Consider the following 18,499-nt stretch of genomic DNA (forward strand, 5'->3'; position numbering starts at 1 on the left):
CACCTTCCCTGCGCATAAAATGGGCATTTTTGCGTCCATCGCGCCACGCGCACAGAACCTCTCAGACATGACCGCCTCCGCCGAATCACCCAGCCAGTTGCCCAAGAGTTTCGAACCGCAGGACATCGAGTCCCGCTGGTATGCGCACTGGGAGCATCAAGGCCTGTTTCGCGGCGGCCAGCACGTCCAGCCGCCCGAGGGGCGCGCGTCGAGCCCCTTTGCGATCCAGTTCCCGCCCCCGAACGTCACGGGCACGCTGCACATGGGCCACGCGTTCAACCAGACCATCATGGATGGCCTGATCCGCTATCACCGCATGCGCGGCGACGACACCGTGTTCATCCCCGGCACCGATCACGCCGGCATCGCGACACAGATCGTCGTCGAGCGTCAGCTGGACGCCGAAAAAATCTCGCGCCACGACCTCGGGCGTGAAAAATTCCTCGAGCGGGTCTGGGCCTGGAAGGAAAAATCCGGCAGCACCATCACCGGTCAATTCCGCCGTCTGGGCTCTTCGTGCGACTGGTCGCGGGAATACTTCACCATGGACGAGCGCCTGTCGCGTGGCGTCGTCGAGGTGTTCGTACGCCTCTACGAGCAGGGCCTGATCTATCGCGGCAAGCGCCTGGTGAACTGGGATCCGGTCCTCGGCACCGCGGTGTCCGACCTCGAGGTCGTCAGCACCGAAGAGGACGGCCACATGTGGGAAATCCGCTACCCGCTGACGCAGCCCGTCGGCGGGCTGGACCATCTGGTGGTGGCCACCACCCGCCCCGAGACCATGCTGGGCGACGTCGCCGTCATGGTTCACCCCGAGGACGAGCGCTACGCCCACCTGATCGGGCAGGCCGTGACCCTGCCCCTGGTCGGGCGCGCGATCCCGATCATCGCCGACGACTACGTGGACCGTGAATTCGGCACCGGCGTCGTCAAGGTCACCCCGGCCCACGACTTCAACGACTATGCCGTCGGCCAGCGCCACGGTCTGCCGATGATCGGCATCCTGACACTGGATGCCCGCGTCTCGGACGAGGCGCCCGAGGCCTATCGGGGCATGGACCGCTTCGAGGCGCGCAGACGCGTCGTGGCCGACCTCGAGGCCCAGGGCCTGCTGCGGGCCGTGCGCGCCCACAAGCTGATGGTGCCGCGCGGCGACCGTACCAACACCATCATCGAGCCCATGCTCACCGACCAGTGGTTCGTCGCCATGAGCCAGCCGGCCCCCGAAGGCAGCCTGCACCCGGGCAAGAGCATCACCGAGGTGGCCCTCGAGGCGGTGGCCGATGGCCGCGTCCGCTTCGTCCCCGAGAACTGGACCACCACCTACAATCAGTGGCTCGAGAACATCCAGGATTGGTGCATTTCACGCCAGCTCTGGTGGGGCCACCAGATTCCTGCCTGGCATGCGCCCGACGGTCGGATCTTCGTCGCGCGCAGCGCCAACGAGGCCCAGCGCCAGGCGCGCGAGGCCGGCGTCGAAGGCCCGCTCGCGCGCGATGCCGATGTCCTCGACACCTGGTTCTCGTCGGCGCTGGTGCCCTTCACCGACCTGGGCTGGCCCGAGCAGACCCCCGACCTCGCGCGCTACCTGCCCTCGGGCGTGCTGGTGACCGGCTTCGACATCATTTTCTTCTGGGTCGCCCGCATGATCATGATGAGCATGCACCACACCGGGCAGGTCCCCTTCCGCACCGTTTACGTCCACGGGCTGGTGTGCGACATGGAAGGCAAGAAAATGTCCAAATCCAAGGGCAATACGATCGATCCGGTGGACCTGATCGACGGCATCGCCCTGGACGCCTTGGTCGAGAAACGCACCGCCGGCCTGATGAACCCCAAGCAAGCCGACGCGATCCGCAAGCGCACGCGCAAAGACTACCCCGAGGGTATCCCGGCCTACGGCGCCGATGCGCTGCGCTTTACCATGGCGGCCTACGCCACGCTGGGCCGCAACATCAATTTCGACCTCAAGCGCTGTGAGGGCTACCGCAATTTCTGCAATAAGCTCTGGAATGCCACACGCTTCGTGCTGATGAACGTCGAGGGCCAGAACCTGGGCCGAGCCCAGGCCGGCGACCTGTCCTTTGCCGACCGCTGGGTCATCGATGGCCTGCAGGGCTTGATCGACGAGGTCCATGCGGGATTCGAGCAGTACCGCTTCGATCAGGTGGCCGACCGCCTGTACCACTTCATCTGGGACGAATACTGCGATTGGTACCTCGAACTGGCCAAGGTGCGGCTGCAAGCGGGCGACCCCACGCAACAGGCGGCCACGCGGCGCACCTTGATCCACGTGCTCGAGACCCTGCTGCGCCTCATCCACCCGATCATGCCCTTCATCACCGAGGAGCTCTGGCAAAAAGTCTCGGTGGCCGCCGGCGTGCGCGCCGATGGGGCAGAGGCCAGCATCAGCGCCCAGCCCTACCCGGTCTCACGCGCGACGCTGCGCGATGCGGCCGCCGTCGAGCGCATGGCTGAACTGAAGTCGCTGACCGACGCGATCCGCGCGCTGCGCGGCGAGATGAATCTCGCGCCGGGTCAGCGCGTGCCCCTGCTGGCGCAAGGCGCCATCGCCGACTTGGACGAGTTGCGCCCCTACCTGATGGCTCTGGCCCGCCTCGAGAGCGTCCAGGCCGTGGAGCGGCTGCCGGACCTGGGCGCGCCGGTGCAGGTCCTGGGCGCCGCCCAACTCATGCTGCACGTGGAAATCGACGCGGATGCCGAGCGCGCCCGCATCGACAAGGAAATCGAGCGGCTCGAAAAAGAAATCGCCAAGGCTCAGGGCAAGCTCGGCAATGCGAGCTTCGTCGAGCGCGCGCCCGCCGCCGTGGTCGAGCAGGAAAAGGCCCGCCTCGCCCAGTTCGACGACATGCTGGACAAGGTACGTATCCAGCGCAAGCGGCTCGAATGAGCCGGGGCGGCCCCGCGGGCCGCCCCCAGCTTAGCCGCGCGTCTTCAGCAGGCAGGTCCGGATGCCCAGCAAGGAGTACAGCGGGCAGAACCGGAACAGGCCCGTCGCCAGAGGAATCACCCCGATCCACCCCCACCAGCCGACCGAGCCGGTCGCCGCGAGCGCGATGAGGACGAGGCCGACGATGATCCGCAGGATCCGGTCGGTGGTGCCGATGTTGAATGTCATGGTGACTCCTTCGTGACGGGGGGGGAATCATCGGCCATCCCGCGCATCGAGGCGAAGGCCGCGCGCTGCCGCGCGCCTTCCTCGATCTGGCGCAGAATGCTGCCGCACACCAGATCGCACAACGCCTCTACGGACGGATCGGCAATCTGGTAATAGACGCTGTTGCCGCGCGCCTCGCGCGCGACCAGACCGTGTTTCTTCAAGACCGAGAGATGGCGTGAAACGTTGGCCGTCGTATAGCCGCAGAGCTCGGCAAGCTCGCCCACGTTGTGTTCGCCCTGTCGCAGCAGGCTGAGGATGTGCAGGCGCGTGGGCTCGGACAAGGCCCGGAAATAGGCCGCGACCGGCTCGAGCACCTCGGGTGGAAGTAGACCCATATCAATGACGTCCCAGAGATTCGAGCGCATAGTTTACGCCATTCGTTCAACTTTAATGCTAACTAACTAATTGACTATTTACGTTATTGGTTAAATAATACCACGCAATATTTACCGTAGCCACCGCTCGCCCGACTTGCCCCATGACCGTAGACGATTCCCTCACCTTTCTTTCGCGGGCCGCCGCCAGACGGCTGGCCCACTGGATGGCGCGCTCGACCTGGACGCTGGCGATCCTGCTGGGGCCGGGCACGGGGGCGCTGGCCGCCGGCCCCGAGGCGGTGCGCGTGGAATCCGTGCCGGTCGCCGATCGCCTGGAGGTCGACGGCGCGATCGAGGCGATACGCGGCACCACGGTCTCGGCCCAGGTCGCCGGCGCCGTCCTCGTCATTGACGCGCAAGCCGGCCAGGCCGTGCGCGCAGGGCAGGTTCTGCTGCGCCTGGACGCCGAAGGCGCGCGCCAGGCCCGGGCGGCGGCCGACGCCCAGGTGCGCGAGGCCCGCTCCGCCCTGGCCCTTGCTCAGGCCGAGCTCAAGCGGCAAAAGACCCTCCATGCACAGCAGTACATCAGCCAGGCCGCCTACGATCAGGTCCTCGCGCGCTACCAAGCGGCGCGGGAACGGCTCTTCGCGCAGCGCGCGCAGGCCCTGGCCGCCGAGGCCCAGACCGATCATTTCCTGATCCGGGCACCTTACGACGGCATCGTCGCCACGCTCGAGGCCCACCCAGGCGACATGGCGCTGCCCGGCAGACCACTGGCGACCCTGTTCGATCCCTCCGCGCTGCGGATCGAGGCGCAGGTCCCTCAATACCTGATCCATCGGCTGGCCGGTGAGGCCCGGATCCGCTGGCCGCCCGGCCTTGCCGCCGGGCTGCCGGACATCCTGCCCATCCAGACTCTGCCCACCCGGCAGACCGCCAGCCTGACCGGCGCCATCCGCCTGGCGCTGCCCAGGGGTGCCGCCGGCCCGGCCCCGGGCACGCCCGTGCGTCTGTCGATCGAGATTCCGGACAGCCTGCGCGAGCGCTTGCGCATCCCCTCCAGCGCCGTGGTACGCCGCGGCGAGCTGACCGGCGCATATGTGCTGGACGAGCGTGATGCCGCACGACTGCGGCAGATCCGTCTCGGACTGGCGAACGGCCCGTGGATCGAAGTCCTCTCGGGTCTGCGGGCGGGCGAGCGCGTGCTGCCTGACGCGGCGCACGCGCCCGCCGGAGGCCGCGAGCCATGACGACCCGGCTCGGCATCGCAGGCCGGATCACGCTTTTATTCCAGGACAACCGCATCACCCCGCTGCTGGCGATCGCGCTGTTGCTGATGGGCATCTTCGCCCTGCTCGCCACCCCGCGCGAGGAGGAACCCCAGATCGACGTCACGATGGCCAGCGTGCGGATCGCCTGGCCCGGAGCCACGGCGGCGGATGTCGAGCGGCTCGTTGCCGGCCCAGCCGAACAAATTCTCGCGCGCATCGACGGCATGGATCACGTCATGTCGCTGTCGACGCCGGGCCTGGCGCTGCTGACCGCGCAATTCGAAGTCGGAGTCCCCCGCACCGAGGCCCTGGTACGGCTGCACGACACCTTGCGCACGCACGCCAACTGGCTGCCCACGGACCTGGGCGTCGAGGCGCCCATCATCCAGCCCAAGGGGGTGGACGATGTGCCCATCATCGCCCTCACGCTGCACGCCGGGGACGCGGATGCACACGCCCTGCAACGGATCGCCCACAGCATGGAGTCCGACCTCAAGCGCATCGCCGGCACGCGCGACATCGTGCTCATCGGCGGGGCGTCCCACACCGTTCGCGTCGACCTGGACACGGCGCGCATGGCGGCCGCCGGGATCGCGCCGGGCGACATCGCCCAGGCCCTGCGAGACGCCAATCTCGGGGTCCATGCGGGCGCATTGCTGGGCGCCAATCACGGCACCCTGGTGAACGCGGGCCAGTTCCTGCGTCAGGGCGAGGACGTCGCCGGCCTGATCGTGGGCTTGCGCGATGGCCGCCCGGTCTACCTGCGCGAGCTGGCCCGCATCAGCGAAGGCGCGCCGCCGCCCGAGCACTACGTGACTCACCGCGCGCGCGCTGAGGCCAAAGGGCCAGCCCAGGCCGCGGTGACTCTGGCCATCACCAAAAAACCCGGCGAAAACGCCATCGAGGTCGCCGACGCCGTCACGCGGCGGGTGGCCGAACTGCGCGGCCAGGTGATTCCGGACAATATTCAGGTGACCGAGACGCGCAACTACGGCGCCACCGCCGACGACAAGGCCAGGACCTTGATCCGCAAACTGGCCTTCGCCACGCTGTCGGTGGTGTTGCTGGTCATGGCGGCGTTGGGCCGCCGCGAGGCCCTGATCGTGGGACTGGCGGTGGGCCTGACTCTGGCGGCCACGCTGTTCGCGTCCTGGGCCTGGGGCTTTACATTGAACCGGGTGTCGCTGTTCGCCCTGATCTTCTCGATCGGCATCCTGGTCGACGATGCCATCGTCGTGGTCGAAAATATTCATCGCCACGGCATTCTGCATCCTGAACGGCCCCTGCGCGCCCGCATCCCGGCGGCGGTCGACGAGGTCGGTGGACCGACCATCCTTGCCACTTTCACCGTGATCGCCGCCCTGCTGCCCATGGCCTTTGTCAGCGGGCTGATGGGGCCCTACATGAGCCCCATCCCGATCAATGCCAGCATGGGCATGCTCATTTCGCTGCTCATTGCCTTGACACTGACCCCCTGGCTGGCGATTCATATCGGCCGACACCCGGCGGCGCGCGCCGCGGCCGCGCCCGAACACATCGCGCCCGCGCGTGTCCTGGCCTGGTTCGGGCGCATGTTCCGTCCCTTTCTGGACAGGCCGCGCGCACGCCGCAACCGCCTCCTGATGGGGCTGGCAGTGCTCGGCCTGATCGGTGCCTCGGCCCTGTTGCCGGTAATCGGCTGGGTAGAACTGAAGATGCTGCCCTTCGACGACAAATCGGAATTTCAAGTGGTGGTCGACATGCCCGCCGGCACCCCGGTCGAACAGACCGAGGCTCTGTTGCAGGATCTCTCGGATCACCTGCTGACCCTCCCCGAGGTCGACAGCGTCCAGACTTACGCCGGCACAGCCTCACCGATCAATTTCAATGGCTTGGTGCGCCAGTATGATCTGCGCCGCGACCCGGCCCTGGGCGATGTGCAGGTCAACCTGAGGGACAAGGGCGAGCGCGGCGCGCAAAGCCACGCCATCGCCATGCGCGCACGCCCCGCCCTCGCGGCCATCGCCGCACGCCACGGAGCGGACATCCAGGTGGTCGAGGTTCCGCCGGGCCCGCCGGTCCTCGCGCCGATCGTCGCGCAGGTCTACGGCCCCGAGGCCGACGGTCGGCTGGCCCTGGCGCGCGCCGTGCGCCAGGTCTTCGAACACACCGGCGGCATGGTGGACGTCCGGGACAGCAGCATTGCCACGGCGCCGCGCCTGACCCTCGAGGTGGATCGCGAGCGCGCGGCGCGCGTCGGGGTTTCGCAGGCGGCCATTGTCGAGGCGCTGCGCACCGGCCTGGGCGGGGCCGTGGCCGGCTACCTGCGCGATGGCGGGACGCGGCCCACACCGATCGTCCTGCGGCTGCCACCCGAGCGGCAAGGCGACCTCGACGAGCTGCTGCAACTGCGGGTGCGCGGCGCGGACGGCGCCGCCGTGCCGATCGGCGAGCTGTTGCACGAGGTCCGCGATACGCGCGAGCAGCCCATACACCACAAAGATCTGCTGCCCGTCCAATACGTGACCGCCGACATGGCCGGCGCGGTGGACAGTCCCCTGTACGGCATGTTCGCCGCGCGCAAAGCAGTCCTGGCACTGCCCACGGCCGATGGCCGACCCCTGCAGGAGCATTTCATCGCGCCCCCCGGCAACCCCTACGACGGCTATGCCATCAAATGGGACGGCGAGTGGCAGATCACCTACGAGACCTTCCGTGACATGGGCCTGGCCTATGCGGTCGGCCTCCTGCTCATCTACCTGCTGGTGGTGGCCCATTTCGGCTCCTACCTGATCCCATTCATCATCATGGCGCCCATCCCGCTCACGCTCATCGGCGTCATGCCGGGCCACGCGCTGCTGGGCAAGCAATTCACCGCGACCAGCATGATCGGGATGATCGCCCTGGCCGGCATTATCGTGCGCAATTCGATACTGCTGGTCGATTTCATCGCCCTGCGCCTGCGCGATGGCGCGGCATTCGAGCAGGCCGTGATCGAGTCGGCCGCCGCGCGCGCGCGCCCCATCCTCCTCACCGGCTTGGCGGCGATGATGGGCGCGGCCTTCATCCTCGACGACCCGATCTTCAACGGGCTGGCGATCGCGCTGATCTTTGGCATCCTGGTATCGACCGCGCTCACGCTGATCGTCATCCCGCTGATGGTCTACAGCGCCTATCGCAAACATCCCCAAACGCTCTTCCACCAAGGAGACTGACATGACGTCCTGGCAACTCGTACGCGTACTCGCGGGCCTTTTCATCCTGATTTCCCTGCTGCTAGGGGCGCCGGCCAGCCCCTGGTTCATCAGCCAGTGGTGGCTCGCGTTCACGGTCTTTGTCGGCCTGAACATCCTGCAAAGTGGCCTGACCCGATGGTGCCTGCTCGAGCGCATCATGCGGCGCCTCGGGGCGCCGCTCGGTGACTAAAACGGCCAGATCCACATGAAGCGCCTGACGTTCCGCACACATGCGCCCCGGGGAAGCGGGGGCCGGCTCGGACGCATTCTGAGCCTCGCCGCCGCCCTCGCGCTGGGTGTGCCCGCCCACGCCACGGACCTGCTGCAGGCCTGGCAGGCGGCGCAAGCCCACGATCCCGAACTTGCAGCCGCGCAACAAGCCCTGGCGGCGGGCCAGGCTCGGATCGAACAGGGCAAGAGCCTGTGGCGGCCGACGCTTGAGGCGCGCGCCTCGGCCGGATACGGTACCCAGGAAAGCCGCAGCCGCGGCGCCGAGTTCGCCGCGCCGGGCTTTGGCAGCGCCCGCGAGGTCGAATTCAATACCTCGGTGCGCGGCGGCACCCAAACCGAATACGGCATCCACTTGCGCCAGCCGCTGATCGATCCCGCCCGCCACGCCGCACAAAGCCAGTTGCGGCATTCCGCGGCACAGGCCGAGGCCGCATGGCAGGCGGCTAGCCAACAGGCCATGCTCCGCACCGCCGAGCGTTATTTCGAGGTGCTGCTGGCGCGCGACGGCCTGCGGGTCCTCGAACGGCAGCAGCGGACCGTCAGCGAAACCCTCGAGCGCGCGCAAGCACGCTTCCAGGCCGGCGACAGCTCCATTTTGGACGTCCACGAGGCCCGCGCCCGGCTCGATCAGCTCGATGCCCAGCGCCTGCTCGCGCAGGTCCAGCTCGAACTTGCACAAGCGGCATTCCAGGACATCACCGGATTGCCGGGACATGGCCTGGCCGCCTTGCCGGCAAACGGCAACGCGGGCCTGGCCTCGCCACCCGGCGAGCCCTTGCAGGATTGGCTGGCGCAGGCCGCGAACGCCAGCCCCGACATCCGCCAAAGCCAGGAGGCCGCGGCCATGGCGAGCGATGAGGCCGACAAGCACCGCGCCATCGCGGCACCAACACTCGAGTTGATCGGCAGCGCCGGCCGCAGCCACCTCAGCGGCACGGGTGAATATGGCCCCGCCGCGCAGAGCGCCAACCAGTGGTCGGCTGGGTTGCAGTTGCGCATCCCCCTGTATTCCGGGGGCATGCGCGGCGCCCGCTACCACGAGGCGCTGGCGCTACGCGACCAGGCCCGCCTCCAGACACAGGCCGCCGGCCAGCGCATCGCACAAAGCGTACGCGCGGCGTGGCTCAGCCTGGATACCGCCCGCGCCCGCATCCGGGCGCTGACGCAGGCCATCGAGGCCACCGCGGCCCGACGTGACGCCACGCGCCTGGGTTTGGAGGTCGGCGAGCGAGATACCCTGGACTGGCTGGATGCCGAGGACGCCGTGGCACGAGCCGACCTGGCTCTTCGCCAAGCCCTGTCCGACGTCGTCCTGGATCGGCTGCGCCTGCACGCCCTGGCCGGGCGCCTGGACATCGATGTACTGGAATCCGCGAATTGCGCCCTCGAGGGCGCACCATGCCCATGAAACCCCATGTCGGACAGGAGACTCGCAATGTCATCGCCCCCCCTTCAATGGCTGTCCTCGATCCCTGAAAGTCGCCGAACCTTTCTCCTTCGCTGTGCGGCGGGCGCCGGCATTGCGCTACTGCCTGCCGCACGAGCCCAGGCCGCCGAAAAAATTCGCACCCGGGCGCGCATCGTCATCGTCGGCGCGGGCGCAGCGGGATTGACCTGTGCCTCCTTGCTCGCATCGCGGCTGGACGGCGCGCAGATCACTCTGCTCGACGCCCGCAAGGCGCATTACTACCAGCCCGGCTACACCCTCGTGGCGGGCGGCATCAAGCCCGCCGGCTACCCGATATCGACCACCGCCGAGCATATCGCGCGCGGCGTCCAGTGGGTGGACGAGCAGGCCGCCGAGATCGATGCGGACGCCCGGCGTGTCCACACGCTGTCCGGCCGCACATTACCGTACGATTTTCTGATCGTCGCCTGTGGCCTGCGGCTGGACTATGCGGCGATCGAGGGTATGGACGAATCACTCATCGGCATCAACGGCCTGGGCAGCCTCTACCACGGACCCGAGGCCGCCGACGCCACCTGGCGCGCGATGTCCGAGTTCGCTGACCGGGGCGGGGTCGGGGTGTTTTTACGCCCAGAGACTGAAATGAAATGCGCCGGCGCCCCACTGAAGTACACCTTTATCACCGAGGATCACCTCGTGCGCAGGGGCAATCGGAAAAAGGCCGAGATCATCTACAACGCGAACAACAAAGTCCTGTTCAGCGTCCCGATCGTGTCCGAGAAAGTCCGCATGCTATTCCAGGAAAGGGGCATCCGAGTCCACTACGATCGTATCCTGAAGGCCCTAGACCCCGGCAAGCGCATCGCCACCTTCGATACACCGGCGGGCGGCGTCGAGCTGGGCTACGACTTCATCCATGTGATTCCGCCCATGCGCGCGCCCGACCTCATCCGTCACAGCCCACTGGCCTGGCGCGAGGGCCCCTTTGTGGCGGACGGCTGGATGGAAGTCGACCCAAAGACCCTGCGCCACAAGCGCCATCCGGAAATCTTTGGGGTCGGCGATGTCGCCGGCGTCCCCAAGGGCAAAACCGCGGCCAGCGTCAAATGGCAATCGCCCGTGGTGGTCGACCACCTGATCGCCTCCCTGCAAGGCCGGGATTCCGACTTAATATACAACGGATATACGTCATGCCCTCTCATCACCCGGCTGGGGCGTGCCATGCTCGTCGAGTTCGACTATCAGAACAACCTGACTCCGTCTTTTCCCGGGGTGGTGGCTCCGCTCGAGGAGCTCTGGGTCAGTTGGGTGATGAAGACCATGGCTCTGAAGCCCACCTACATCAGCATGTTGCATGGCCACACTTGAGAGGACACCGACATGGACACTATCGACCCCCTGACCCTGATCGCCATCTTGCGGGAAATGTTGAATGTATTCCTTTGGCCTTTGCTGGGATTCGGCCTGCTGGCACCGCTGCTGTTCGCCGTCGCGGCATGGCGCGAGCGCGGCCTGCAGGCCCGGCGCATGATCTGGTCCCAGGCACTGGGGCTGGTGGGGGGCGCAGCGGCCCTGGTCCTGATGGTGCAAGTTTCTTCTTCGGGATTCACGGACGCGGGCGGACCCATCGACTGGCTGCTCATTCTGCTGATCTTTGCTCTCGGGATGCTATGGACGGTTTTCGCCGTCTACGGAATCATCACGATCGCCGAGGGCCGCCGACACCGCGCGCGATCCCTCGAATGACGTGCTGCGAAGGCTGCCGCCTCGGGCGGACGGTCGAGAGGGACCGGGCACCAGCATGGCCAGCAGGGTCCAGATCGCCCAGGTGCCCGCCAGCCGCTGCACACCGACCCCTATCCAATACACCAGGCCAATCAGAACGTCGAGGCACAATGCCCGCCGGTCGGGGCCTGGCCCGAACCGGCCGCGATCAGCGGCGGCTCCGCGCGCACGTCCACGGCGCTGCTGTGCCCCCAGTCCCAGGCAAAGAAACTCGCCAGCAAGGCCCAGAACAGCACGGCCATCAAAGGGTTTTTCATGCTGGCCCCTTTTTTAGAACGCAAAGTGGCGGCGCACCCGCACGCCGAGCAAGGAACCCAGGAATGCCATGGGCACCCAGATCCAGCCGTGCAGGCTGCCGGTCGAAATGCCGCTGACCATGGCGCCGATGTTGCAGCCAAAGGCCAGTCGCGAGCTGTAACCCAGCAGGAATCCCGCCACGATGCCCACGATCCACTGGGTACCGCTCAGACGCTTGACCGAGGCCCCGCCCGAGGGCTTGCCCGCGGCAATCCACAAGGCACCGGCCAGGATCCCAAGATTGGTGATCGAGGTGACGTCCAGGAATACCGATTGGCTGAGCGTCGCGGTGTTGACGGCCTCGCTCCAGAAGGGGTTGACGGACGGATCGAATGCTCCGGCAGCCGTCGCGAGCTTGGCTGCCCACAGACCAAAGCCATAGACAATGCCCCAGGGCTGGCCCGCGATCACCAGATTCAGGGCAGCCAGCCCGGCCAGCAGGAGCGCGCCGATCAGCAGCTTGCGGTCGAACAGGCGGGTCGAGCGCCCGCTCCAGCGAACCACCGCCAGCCCGGTTGCCGCCAGTCCTGCCAGAGTGAGGATCAGGGCGACTGGGGCCCCGAAATGCGCAACCAGACCATAAGGCGGGAAGGCGCCCAGCGCCAACCAGCGGTCCAGGGTCGCCGAGCCGAGGAAGCTGCCGATCGCAAACAGCGGCAGGATCGCCATGTTCAGGGGAATGCCCAGCCCCGCCTTGTACAGCGTGCCCGAGCCGCAGCCGTCGGCCACCTGCATGCAGGCGCCGAAGACGAAGGCGCCCACCAGCAAACTGATGCTGGGCGGCCCCAGGGCCGCGCCCAAGTCGGTCGGATAGGCGGCCAGCAAAGGCATGGATACGGCGGCCGCCACCGCCAGCAACAACAATTGCGCCAGCGCGCCGCTGGGGTCGCGCTGCTCGATCAGCCGGCGCCAGCCGGTGGTGAAACCGAAGCGCGCACCCGCCAGGACCGCGCCCATGCCGACACCGACGACAAACAGTAGGGCCTGGCGCACAGCCACGGACCAGGCCAGGAAGACCACAAAGGCGACCACCAGGATCGCGAGGGGACTGCGCTTCACGCGATTTCCTTGCAATGGGATTGACGCTGCTTAGCCCATCAGGCCCTTGAGCTTGTCGAGGATCTGGGATCCGCGGCCCGGCACATTGTCCATCGGCAGCGCGGTGTCATGCGACCACTCGGCGAGCGAGGCGGGATACAGTCGGACATTTTTTTGCCCCACCACCTCGGACAGCGCGAACCAGTCGGTGGCCGCCCAATGCCCGGTATTGCAGAAAGAGATGGTCTCGTCGGCGGGCTCCGGCAGGGACTGCGCGGCAATCTTGCGCGCCTCGTCAGCCGACACGAAGATCGAGGTGCCCGGCTTGAACCACTTGCCGTTCTCGAGGCTGACGGCGCCCTTGATGGTGCCCGGGACCTGTGCGGTCGGTGCCTTGACCTTGCCGAGGTAAAAGTCCAGCGGGCGGGCGTCGACCAATTGGGCGCGGGGATTGCCGACCTGGGCGGCCACTTGGTCCTTGGTCGCGATCAAGCTGTCGTCCACACGGGCCTCGAAGGCGCTGGCGGCAACCGCCGGGGCTGTCTGATCCTGGGGCAGGCCGGCATCGGCCCAGGCCTTCAGGCCGCCATTGAGTACCGACAGGTCCCGGAGGCCGAGGTATTTCAAAGTCCAGTACACGCGGGCCGAAGCGCCGAAATCGGTCGCGTCGGCACCCGAGGACACGACGACCGCATGGGTGCCCGCATCCACGCCAAGGCCGCGGACGATCTCGACCAGGCGTTCAACGGGCGGGAGCTCGCCCGGGTTGTCGGCCGGACCGCGCCATTTCCCATAGGGCGCGGACACTGCGCCCGGAATGTGCCCCGCCGCGTAGGCGTCGGCGGGCCGGATGTCGATCACGCGCACGGCCGACTCTTGGCGGATCGCATCCAGCTCGGACGGCGCCAGCAGGGGCTGCGCGGCCCACGCCGACGACGACACGCCCAACGCCACGACCGCGGCGCCCATAAGGGAAAACAGGGATTTCATGATGATGACCTGTGACTATAAAGACAGAAGACTTTATTCTCGCAGACTTCACGGCCCGCGGGCCCGACCCCATAGACCGTTTGCTTATTTGCTTCCAATTCCCGGTTTTCGACAGCGCGCCGCCGAGGCGGTATTCAGGCCGCCGCGCCGGACGGCAGGTTCTCGCGCACCAGACGGCCCGCGATGGACTCGACCATGGGAATGTCAGGCAGGATGTCGCCGGGGCCGAACCAGCGGGCATCGGCAATCTCGTCTTCCTGGATGCGCAGCTCGCCGCCCGCATATTCCGCGGTGTAGGCAATCATGAGCGAATGCGGGAAAGGCCAGGACTGGCTGCCGAAATAACGCAGGTTCCCCACCCGCAGGCCGACCTCCTCGAGCACCTCGCGGTGGATGGCCTCCTCGATGTTTTCCCCCGCCTCGACAAAGCCAGCCAAGGCCGTGTAGCGGGCGGTCGCATAGGTCGCATGGCGCGCCAGCAGGATCTGCGGCCCCCGGCGAATGAGGACCATCATCGCCGGCGATATGCGCGGGTACGCGGAAAAGCCGCAGGCGGGGCAATGGAAACAGAGCTCTTTCGAGGATTTGGTCATGGCGGTCGCGCACACGCCGCAGTAGCGGTTCGTACGGACCCATTCGGAAACCTGAAAGGCGCGGCTGGCGAGTGAGCCATACCCGTCCAACTCGGCCAGGACAGAGCGCAACGCGCGAAACGCAAAGCCCTCGGGCGCCTCGGCCCCAGGCGTCACGTGCGCGCAATGGTGCTCGCAGCCCGGCGACAGCCAGACCGGCTGCAACGCAGCGGGCGCCAGGCCCAGGCGCGCGCATACGGCATCGTCGGGAAAGTCCATGCCCGTCTCGCGCAACAACAGGTGGTTGCCCCGAAATATGAAATTCACCTTGCCTCCCAATCCGTCGCTGCGAAGCATCATACACCGCACCCCCGCCACCCCGGGCGCGATGCCCCAACCAGGGCGCCGCCTACCGGCGCAAAGCGCCGGCCAGATTCGCCGGCAGGGTCCCGATGACCTCGGCGGCACTCGCCGCCGCCTCCGACAGGGCGCGGGACGGGCTCGCGCCGCGCGCCCATTCATGCGCAAAGGCTGAGGCATACGCATCGCCCGCGCCCACCGTGGACACGACATCGACCCGGTGCGGAGCGCCGAAATGCGCTGCCTGGCCGTCATAGAAGACCGCGCCGCTCGCCCCCAGGGTGACCAGCGCACCCTGCCCCTCGCGCACGACGACGCGGCGCGCCAGGGCCTCGGCGCGCTCGGGCGCGATCCCGCGACCGTCGACATCCTCGGGCGGGTCCTCGCCGCACAACCGAGCGGCCTCGTGGGCATTCATGCACAGCAGATCAGCCGCGCAGCGCAAGGCGGCCAACCCGTCGGGCCGCGACAACTGACGGGCGCCGGGCGTCACCGCCAGGCGAAAACCGCGCCTGGGCAGGCGCGCGAGCGCCGCCTGCAGGCACTCCTGCGATTTCAGCGACAGCCCCGTGACGTAGACGAGTTCGCAATCGCCCAAGCCCGGGAAGCCGCCCTCGCCCACCCGGGCACTCGCGCCGCGCTGGGCATAGGCCCTCGCGGCGCCCTGCTCATCGACGATCACCACCGCCTTGCCCGTCGGTTCGTCCAGCGCATCGAAGGCCGCCCGCAGGCCCTGGCGCGCTAGCAGATCGGCGATCAGGCTGCCCTCCAGGTCGCGGCCCACCGCGGCGTGCACAGCCACCCGCGCGCCGCGCGCGGCGAAATTCAGGCCCGCGTTCACCGCGCCGCCACCCGCGTACAGGCCGATGTGCTCGACATCCTGCTTGGCGCCCCGCATGGGCAGGGCCCGCGCCACCACGATGTCCACCACCGCCGCACCGATCGTCAAAACCTTCATCCACGCCTCCGATTCGCCACGGCATCCCGCATTTCAATCACGAAAGCCTCCTGAGAGCACATAAATTCCCTTAGAATTTAGCGCATCCATCGGTTCACGATCTGTCACCCCTCCTTCCAATTCGAAAAAAGGACTCCGCATGAGACTCTCGACGTTGCTTGCCGCCGGACTGGTTCTGTGCGTGAACGCCACCTGGGCGGCAGGGCCCGCCCAATGGGGATACGGCGGCGCACAGGGGCCCGCGCACTGGGGCGGCCTGAGCCCCGACTTCACAGTCTGCGAACAGGGCCGCAACCAATCCCCGATCGATATCCGCTCCGCGGTCACTGCCAAGCTGCCGCCCCTGCGCACCCATTACACATCGGGCCCTGCGACGATCGTCAACAATGGCCACACCATTCAGGTCAATTTCGCGCCGGGCGGCATCCTGGGCCTGGACGGCGAGGACTTCGAACTCAAGCAGGTACATTTCCACGCCCCGAGCGAAAACACGATTGACGGCCGGTCGTTTCCCTTTGAAGCCCACTTCGTACACGCGGATGCCAAAGGCGCCCTGGCCGTGATCGGGGTCATGTACGAGACTGGCGCGGCCAACGAGGCGCTCGCCCCGATCTGGGCGGAACTGCCCGGGCAGGCTGGCCCGGTGCGGGCCTTGTCGCAGGCGGTGGACGCCGCGCGCCTGCTGCCCGCCACGATGGGCTACTACCGCTACAGCGGCTCGCTCACCACGCCGCCCTGCTCAGAAGGCGTGCGCTGGCTCGTGCTCAAGACTCCGCTGACGGTGTCGGCCGAGCAGGTCGCGGCATTCGAGCGCATCATGGGGGGGCCGACCAATCGTCCGGTGCAACCCCTCAACGGGCGCCTGATCGCCGAGTAACGCCCACCCAGGCATGGCATCCGACCAGCCCCCGGGCCGCGGCCGCCCGAGGGGCTCCCCCTGGCGACCCGCCCACGCCGTTCTGGCATGTGCGGTGCTGTTCTGGCTGGTCGCGCTGCTGCCGGCCCACGCCTGGGCGGACACGGACGGAACCTGCCGCCACCAGATCCGCGACCTGGTTTTCGTCGCCCACATGGACGATGATTTACTGTTCATGAATCCGGATCTCGCGGATACCCTGCGCGGCGGCGGATGTTTGCAGCTCGTCTACCTCACCGCCAGCGATCGTGGCGAGGGGGCCCCCTACATGCTGGGTCGTGAACGCGGCATCCAGGCGGCCTATGCCCAGGCCGCCGGCGTGCGCGACGAGTGGATCGAGGACACGCTCCGGCTCGAGGGTCGCCGCCTCGCCCGCTACACCCTGGCTGACGACCCGCGCATCCGCCTGGTCCAGATGCGCATCCAGGATCCCTGGCTGGGCAAGGGGGGCTGGGGCAGCCTCACTCCCCTAAGCCGAGCAGAGTCCGACCCGCGCGCGGAGGCCGAATCGATCGGCCCATGGGTCGAGCGCTACGTCCGCGCCGGTCTGGTGACGACCCTGGCGGCGCTGATCCGCGACTATGCGCCCACCACGATCCGGACCATGGACGCCACCATCGCCACCCCTTATACCGAACTGTGTTGGCGTTGCGCTGGAAATGATCACCCCGACCACATCGCTGGCGCGCGATTGGTGCGCGAGGCCATGGCCCAGACTCCCGGCACTTACGCCGAGGTCGGCTACCTGAACTATCCCACCCAGGAACGCCCCGGCAATCTGGATCCGGTGCAGACGGCGGCCAAGACTGCGGTGTTCCTCACCTACATGCGCCACGACTACCGCTACTGCCGCGCGCCGGCGCGCTGCGACCGACCGGCCGGCCCCGAGGCCGCCTGGGTGTCAAGGATCTACTATGTATCTAATCGGAATACGCCGGCAACCCTGCTCGCCAGACCGGGGGGCCCGGTCCTGCTGACAGTGGACGAGCACGCCAACGTCGTGAGCCTGCGGGCTGATGGCATGGCGCAGGCCATCAGCCCGCAGGCACGTAGCGCCGATCCGGCGGCGGTCTTCCAGCCATCGGCCCGCGGGGCGGGAATCCTGGTCCGCAGCCCCGACGGCCGGGTCCTGACCACGCGGATCGGCGCAGTGGGCGGGCCGGCGCCCTGGCAGCCCATCGACGGGGCGCGCCTGACACGCCCGCCAACCCTCACGGCCGGCGCCTCGCCGTGGGCACTGGGCATGGGTTACGACGGACGCTTGCAACTGTCTCGATGGGATACCGAGCGCCTGCGATGGGCGGCCTGGCGTGATATGCCGCCCCTGCCCAAGGCACGCGCCGAGGCGGCGATCGCCGAGCGCGCCGGACGCGGCGTTCTGATCCTCGCGACGGACGAGGCTGGCAGACTCTGGTGCGCGAGTGTCGGCGAGGCCTTCCCGGACGATGACCCGGTGCGCTGGCGCCATGTTCCAGGCATTCTCAGCAGCGGCGGCCTGGCGCTGCTGCAAAATGCCGCGGGCCGCATGGAGGCCTATCTGCGCGCCCAGCACAACGGCCACATGCTACGCATGACTCAGCGCCGCGGGCGGGCCGGCTGCACGGGCTGGGGCACGCCCGAGGACCTGGGGCTGACCTACCAGGGCCGCCCGGCGATTCTCCTTGGGCCGGCCGGACGCATGATCGTAGCGGCCCGCGAACGCGACGCGGGCCCCCTGTGGCTGATCCAGGACGGCCGCGCGCGCAGGCTGCCTGGCGCGCCCGTCTCGGATCCCACGCTCGCCCTGATCGACGGCGATCTGCACATCACCACGCGCCAGGCGGGGCCCGCCCAGGACTACCTGGTGCTCAGCCGCCACCTGGGTGTCTGGCGCGGCGACATCATCCGCGCGCCCCGCCCGCCGGCTCTGCCACCTCTTCGCCCGCCGCCGACGCTCAAGACGTCGATGCCCACGGGCTGA

At 67.9% G+C, this 18,499-nt stretch carries 16 protein-coding genes; 9 read left to right on the top strand and 7 right to left on the bottom strand.

Translation table 11 applies throughout. The features are described from left to right. The first annotated feature begins 67 nt into the window (after positions 1-67). Complete coding sequence (locus ABS761_RS12085) at positions 68-2,911, top strand: valine--tRNA ligase (protein ID WP_350408582.1); 2,844 nt, start codon at positions 68-70, stop codon at positions 2,909-2,911. A gap of 30 nt (positions 2,912-2,941) precedes the next feature. Here the strand turns inward: ABS761_RS12085 and ABS761_RS12090 are convergent, their stop codons facing one another. Continuing rightward, the gene (locus tag ABS761_RS12090; RefSeq protein WP_350408583.1) at positions 2,942-3,139 is read right to left on the bottom strand and encodes a YgaP family membrane protein; all 198 of its coding nucleotides are present in this window, start codon (positions 3,137-3,139) and stop codon (positions 2,942-2,944) included. Next, a complete protein-coding gene (locus ABS761_RS12095) occupies positions 3,136-3,546 on the bottom strand; it encodes an ArsR/SmtB family transcription factor (RefSeq protein WP_502881427.1) in 411 nt (136 codons plus the stop codon). Before ABS761_RS12095 ends, ABS761_RS12090 begins: the two co-directional genes overlap by 4 nt. Before the next feature lie 113 nt (positions 3,547-3,659). On the opposite strand from ABS761_RS12095, the gene ABS761_RS12100 reads away from it, so the two are divergent. From ABS761_RS12100 to ABS761_RS12125, 6 genes are read left to right on the top strand one after another with little or no spacing between them, the layout of a single operon-like run. Continuing rightward, positions 3,660-4,748, top strand: coding sequence for an efflux RND transporter periplasmic adaptor subunit (locus ABS761_RS12100; protein WP_350408584.1), 1,089 nt, complete (start codon positions 3,660-3,662; stop codon positions 4,746-4,748). Then, the gene (locus ABS761_RS12105) at positions 4,745-7,963 is read left to right on the top strand and encodes an efflux RND transporter permease subunit (RefSeq protein WP_350408585.1); all 3,219 of its coding nucleotides are present in this window, start codon (positions 4,745-4,747) and stop codon (positions 7,961-7,963) included. The genes ABS761_RS12100 and ABS761_RS12105 overlap by 4 nt, the downstream gene beginning before the upstream one ends. 1 nt (position 7,964) lies before the next feature. After that, positions 7,965-8,174: a YgaP family membrane protein gene (locus ABS761_RS12110; RefSeq protein ID WP_350408586.1), complete on the top strand. Its 210-nt coding sequence runs from the start codon at positions 7,965-7,967 to the stop codon at positions 8,172-8,174. Between the two features lie 15 nt (positions 8,175-8,189). After that, entirely contained in the window at positions 8,190-9,623 is a 1,434-nt protein-coding gene (locus ABS761_RS12115; RefSeq protein WP_350408587.1) for a TolC family outer membrane protein, read from the top strand. A 27-nt stretch (positions 9,624-9,650) separates the two neighbouring features. After that, a complete protein-coding gene (locus ABS761_RS12120) occupies positions 9,651-10,991 on the top strand; it encodes an NAD(P)/FAD-dependent oxidoreductase (protein WP_350408588.1) in 1,341 nt (446 codons plus the stop codon). 12 nt (positions 10,992-11,003) lie between these two features. Beyond that, the gene (locus ABS761_RS12125; RefSeq protein WP_350408589.1) at positions 11,004-11,369 is read left to right on the top strand and encodes a DUF5368 domain-containing protein; all 366 of its coding nucleotides are present in this window, start codon (positions 11,004-11,006) and stop codon (positions 11,367-11,369) included. 131 nt (positions 11,370-11,500) lie between these two features. On the opposite strand, the gene ABS761_RS12130 is transcribed toward ABS761_RS12125, so the two are convergent. The 5 genes from ABS761_RS12130 to ABS761_RS12150 form a co-directional block, all read right to left on the bottom strand. After that, on the bottom strand, positions 11,501-11,665 hold the full coding sequence (locus ABS761_RS12130; RefSeq protein ID WP_350408590.1) for a hypothetical protein: 165 nt from the start codon (positions 11,663-11,665) through the stop codon (positions 11,501-11,503). 13 nt (positions 11,666-11,678) lie between these two features. Continuing rightward, entirely contained in the window at positions 11,679-12,764 is a 1,086-nt protein-coding gene (locus ABS761_RS12135; RefSeq protein WP_350408591.1) for a YeeE/YedE thiosulfate transporter family protein, read from the bottom strand. Between the two features lie 30 nt (positions 12,765-12,794). After that, a complete protein-coding gene (locus tag ABS761_RS12140; protein ID WP_350408592.1) occupies positions 12,795-13,733 on the bottom strand; it encodes a sulfurtransferase in 939 nt (312 codons plus the stop codon). 134 nt (positions 13,734-13,867) lie between these two features. Further along, a complete protein-coding gene (nudC, locus tag ABS761_RS12145) occupies positions 13,868-14,632 on the bottom strand; it encodes an NAD(+) diphosphatase (RefSeq protein WP_350408593.1) in 765 nt (254 codons plus the stop codon). Between the two features lie 82 nt (positions 14,633-14,714). Then, positions 14,715-15,623 carry a carbohydrate kinase family protein gene (locus ABS761_RS12150; protein WP_350408594.1) on the bottom strand — a complete coding sequence of 303 codons (909 nt, stop codon included), beginning with the start codon at positions 15,621-15,623 and terminating at the stop codon, positions 14,715-14,717. Between the two features lie 139 nt (positions 15,624-15,762). Between ABS761_RS12150 and ABS761_RS12155 the strand changes: the two genes are divergently transcribed. Next, a complete protein-coding gene (locus tag ABS761_RS12155) occupies positions 15,763-16,500 on the top strand; it encodes a carbonic anhydrase (protein WP_350408595.1) in 738 nt (245 codons plus the stop codon). A gap of 94 nt (positions 16,501-16,594) precedes the next feature. Continuing rightward, the gene (locus tag ABS761_RS12160; protein WP_350408596.1) at positions 16,595-18,499 is read left to right on the top strand and encodes a PIG-L family deacetylase; all 1,905 of its coding nucleotides are present in this window, start codon (positions 16,595-16,597) and stop codon (positions 18,497-18,499) included.

Origin of the sequence: Castellaniella sp. GW247-6E4 (assembly GCF_040276065.1) — a bacterium.
Taxonomy (GTDB): Bacteria; Pseudomonadota; Gammaproteobacteria; order Burkholderiales; family Burkholderiaceae_B; genus Castellaniella.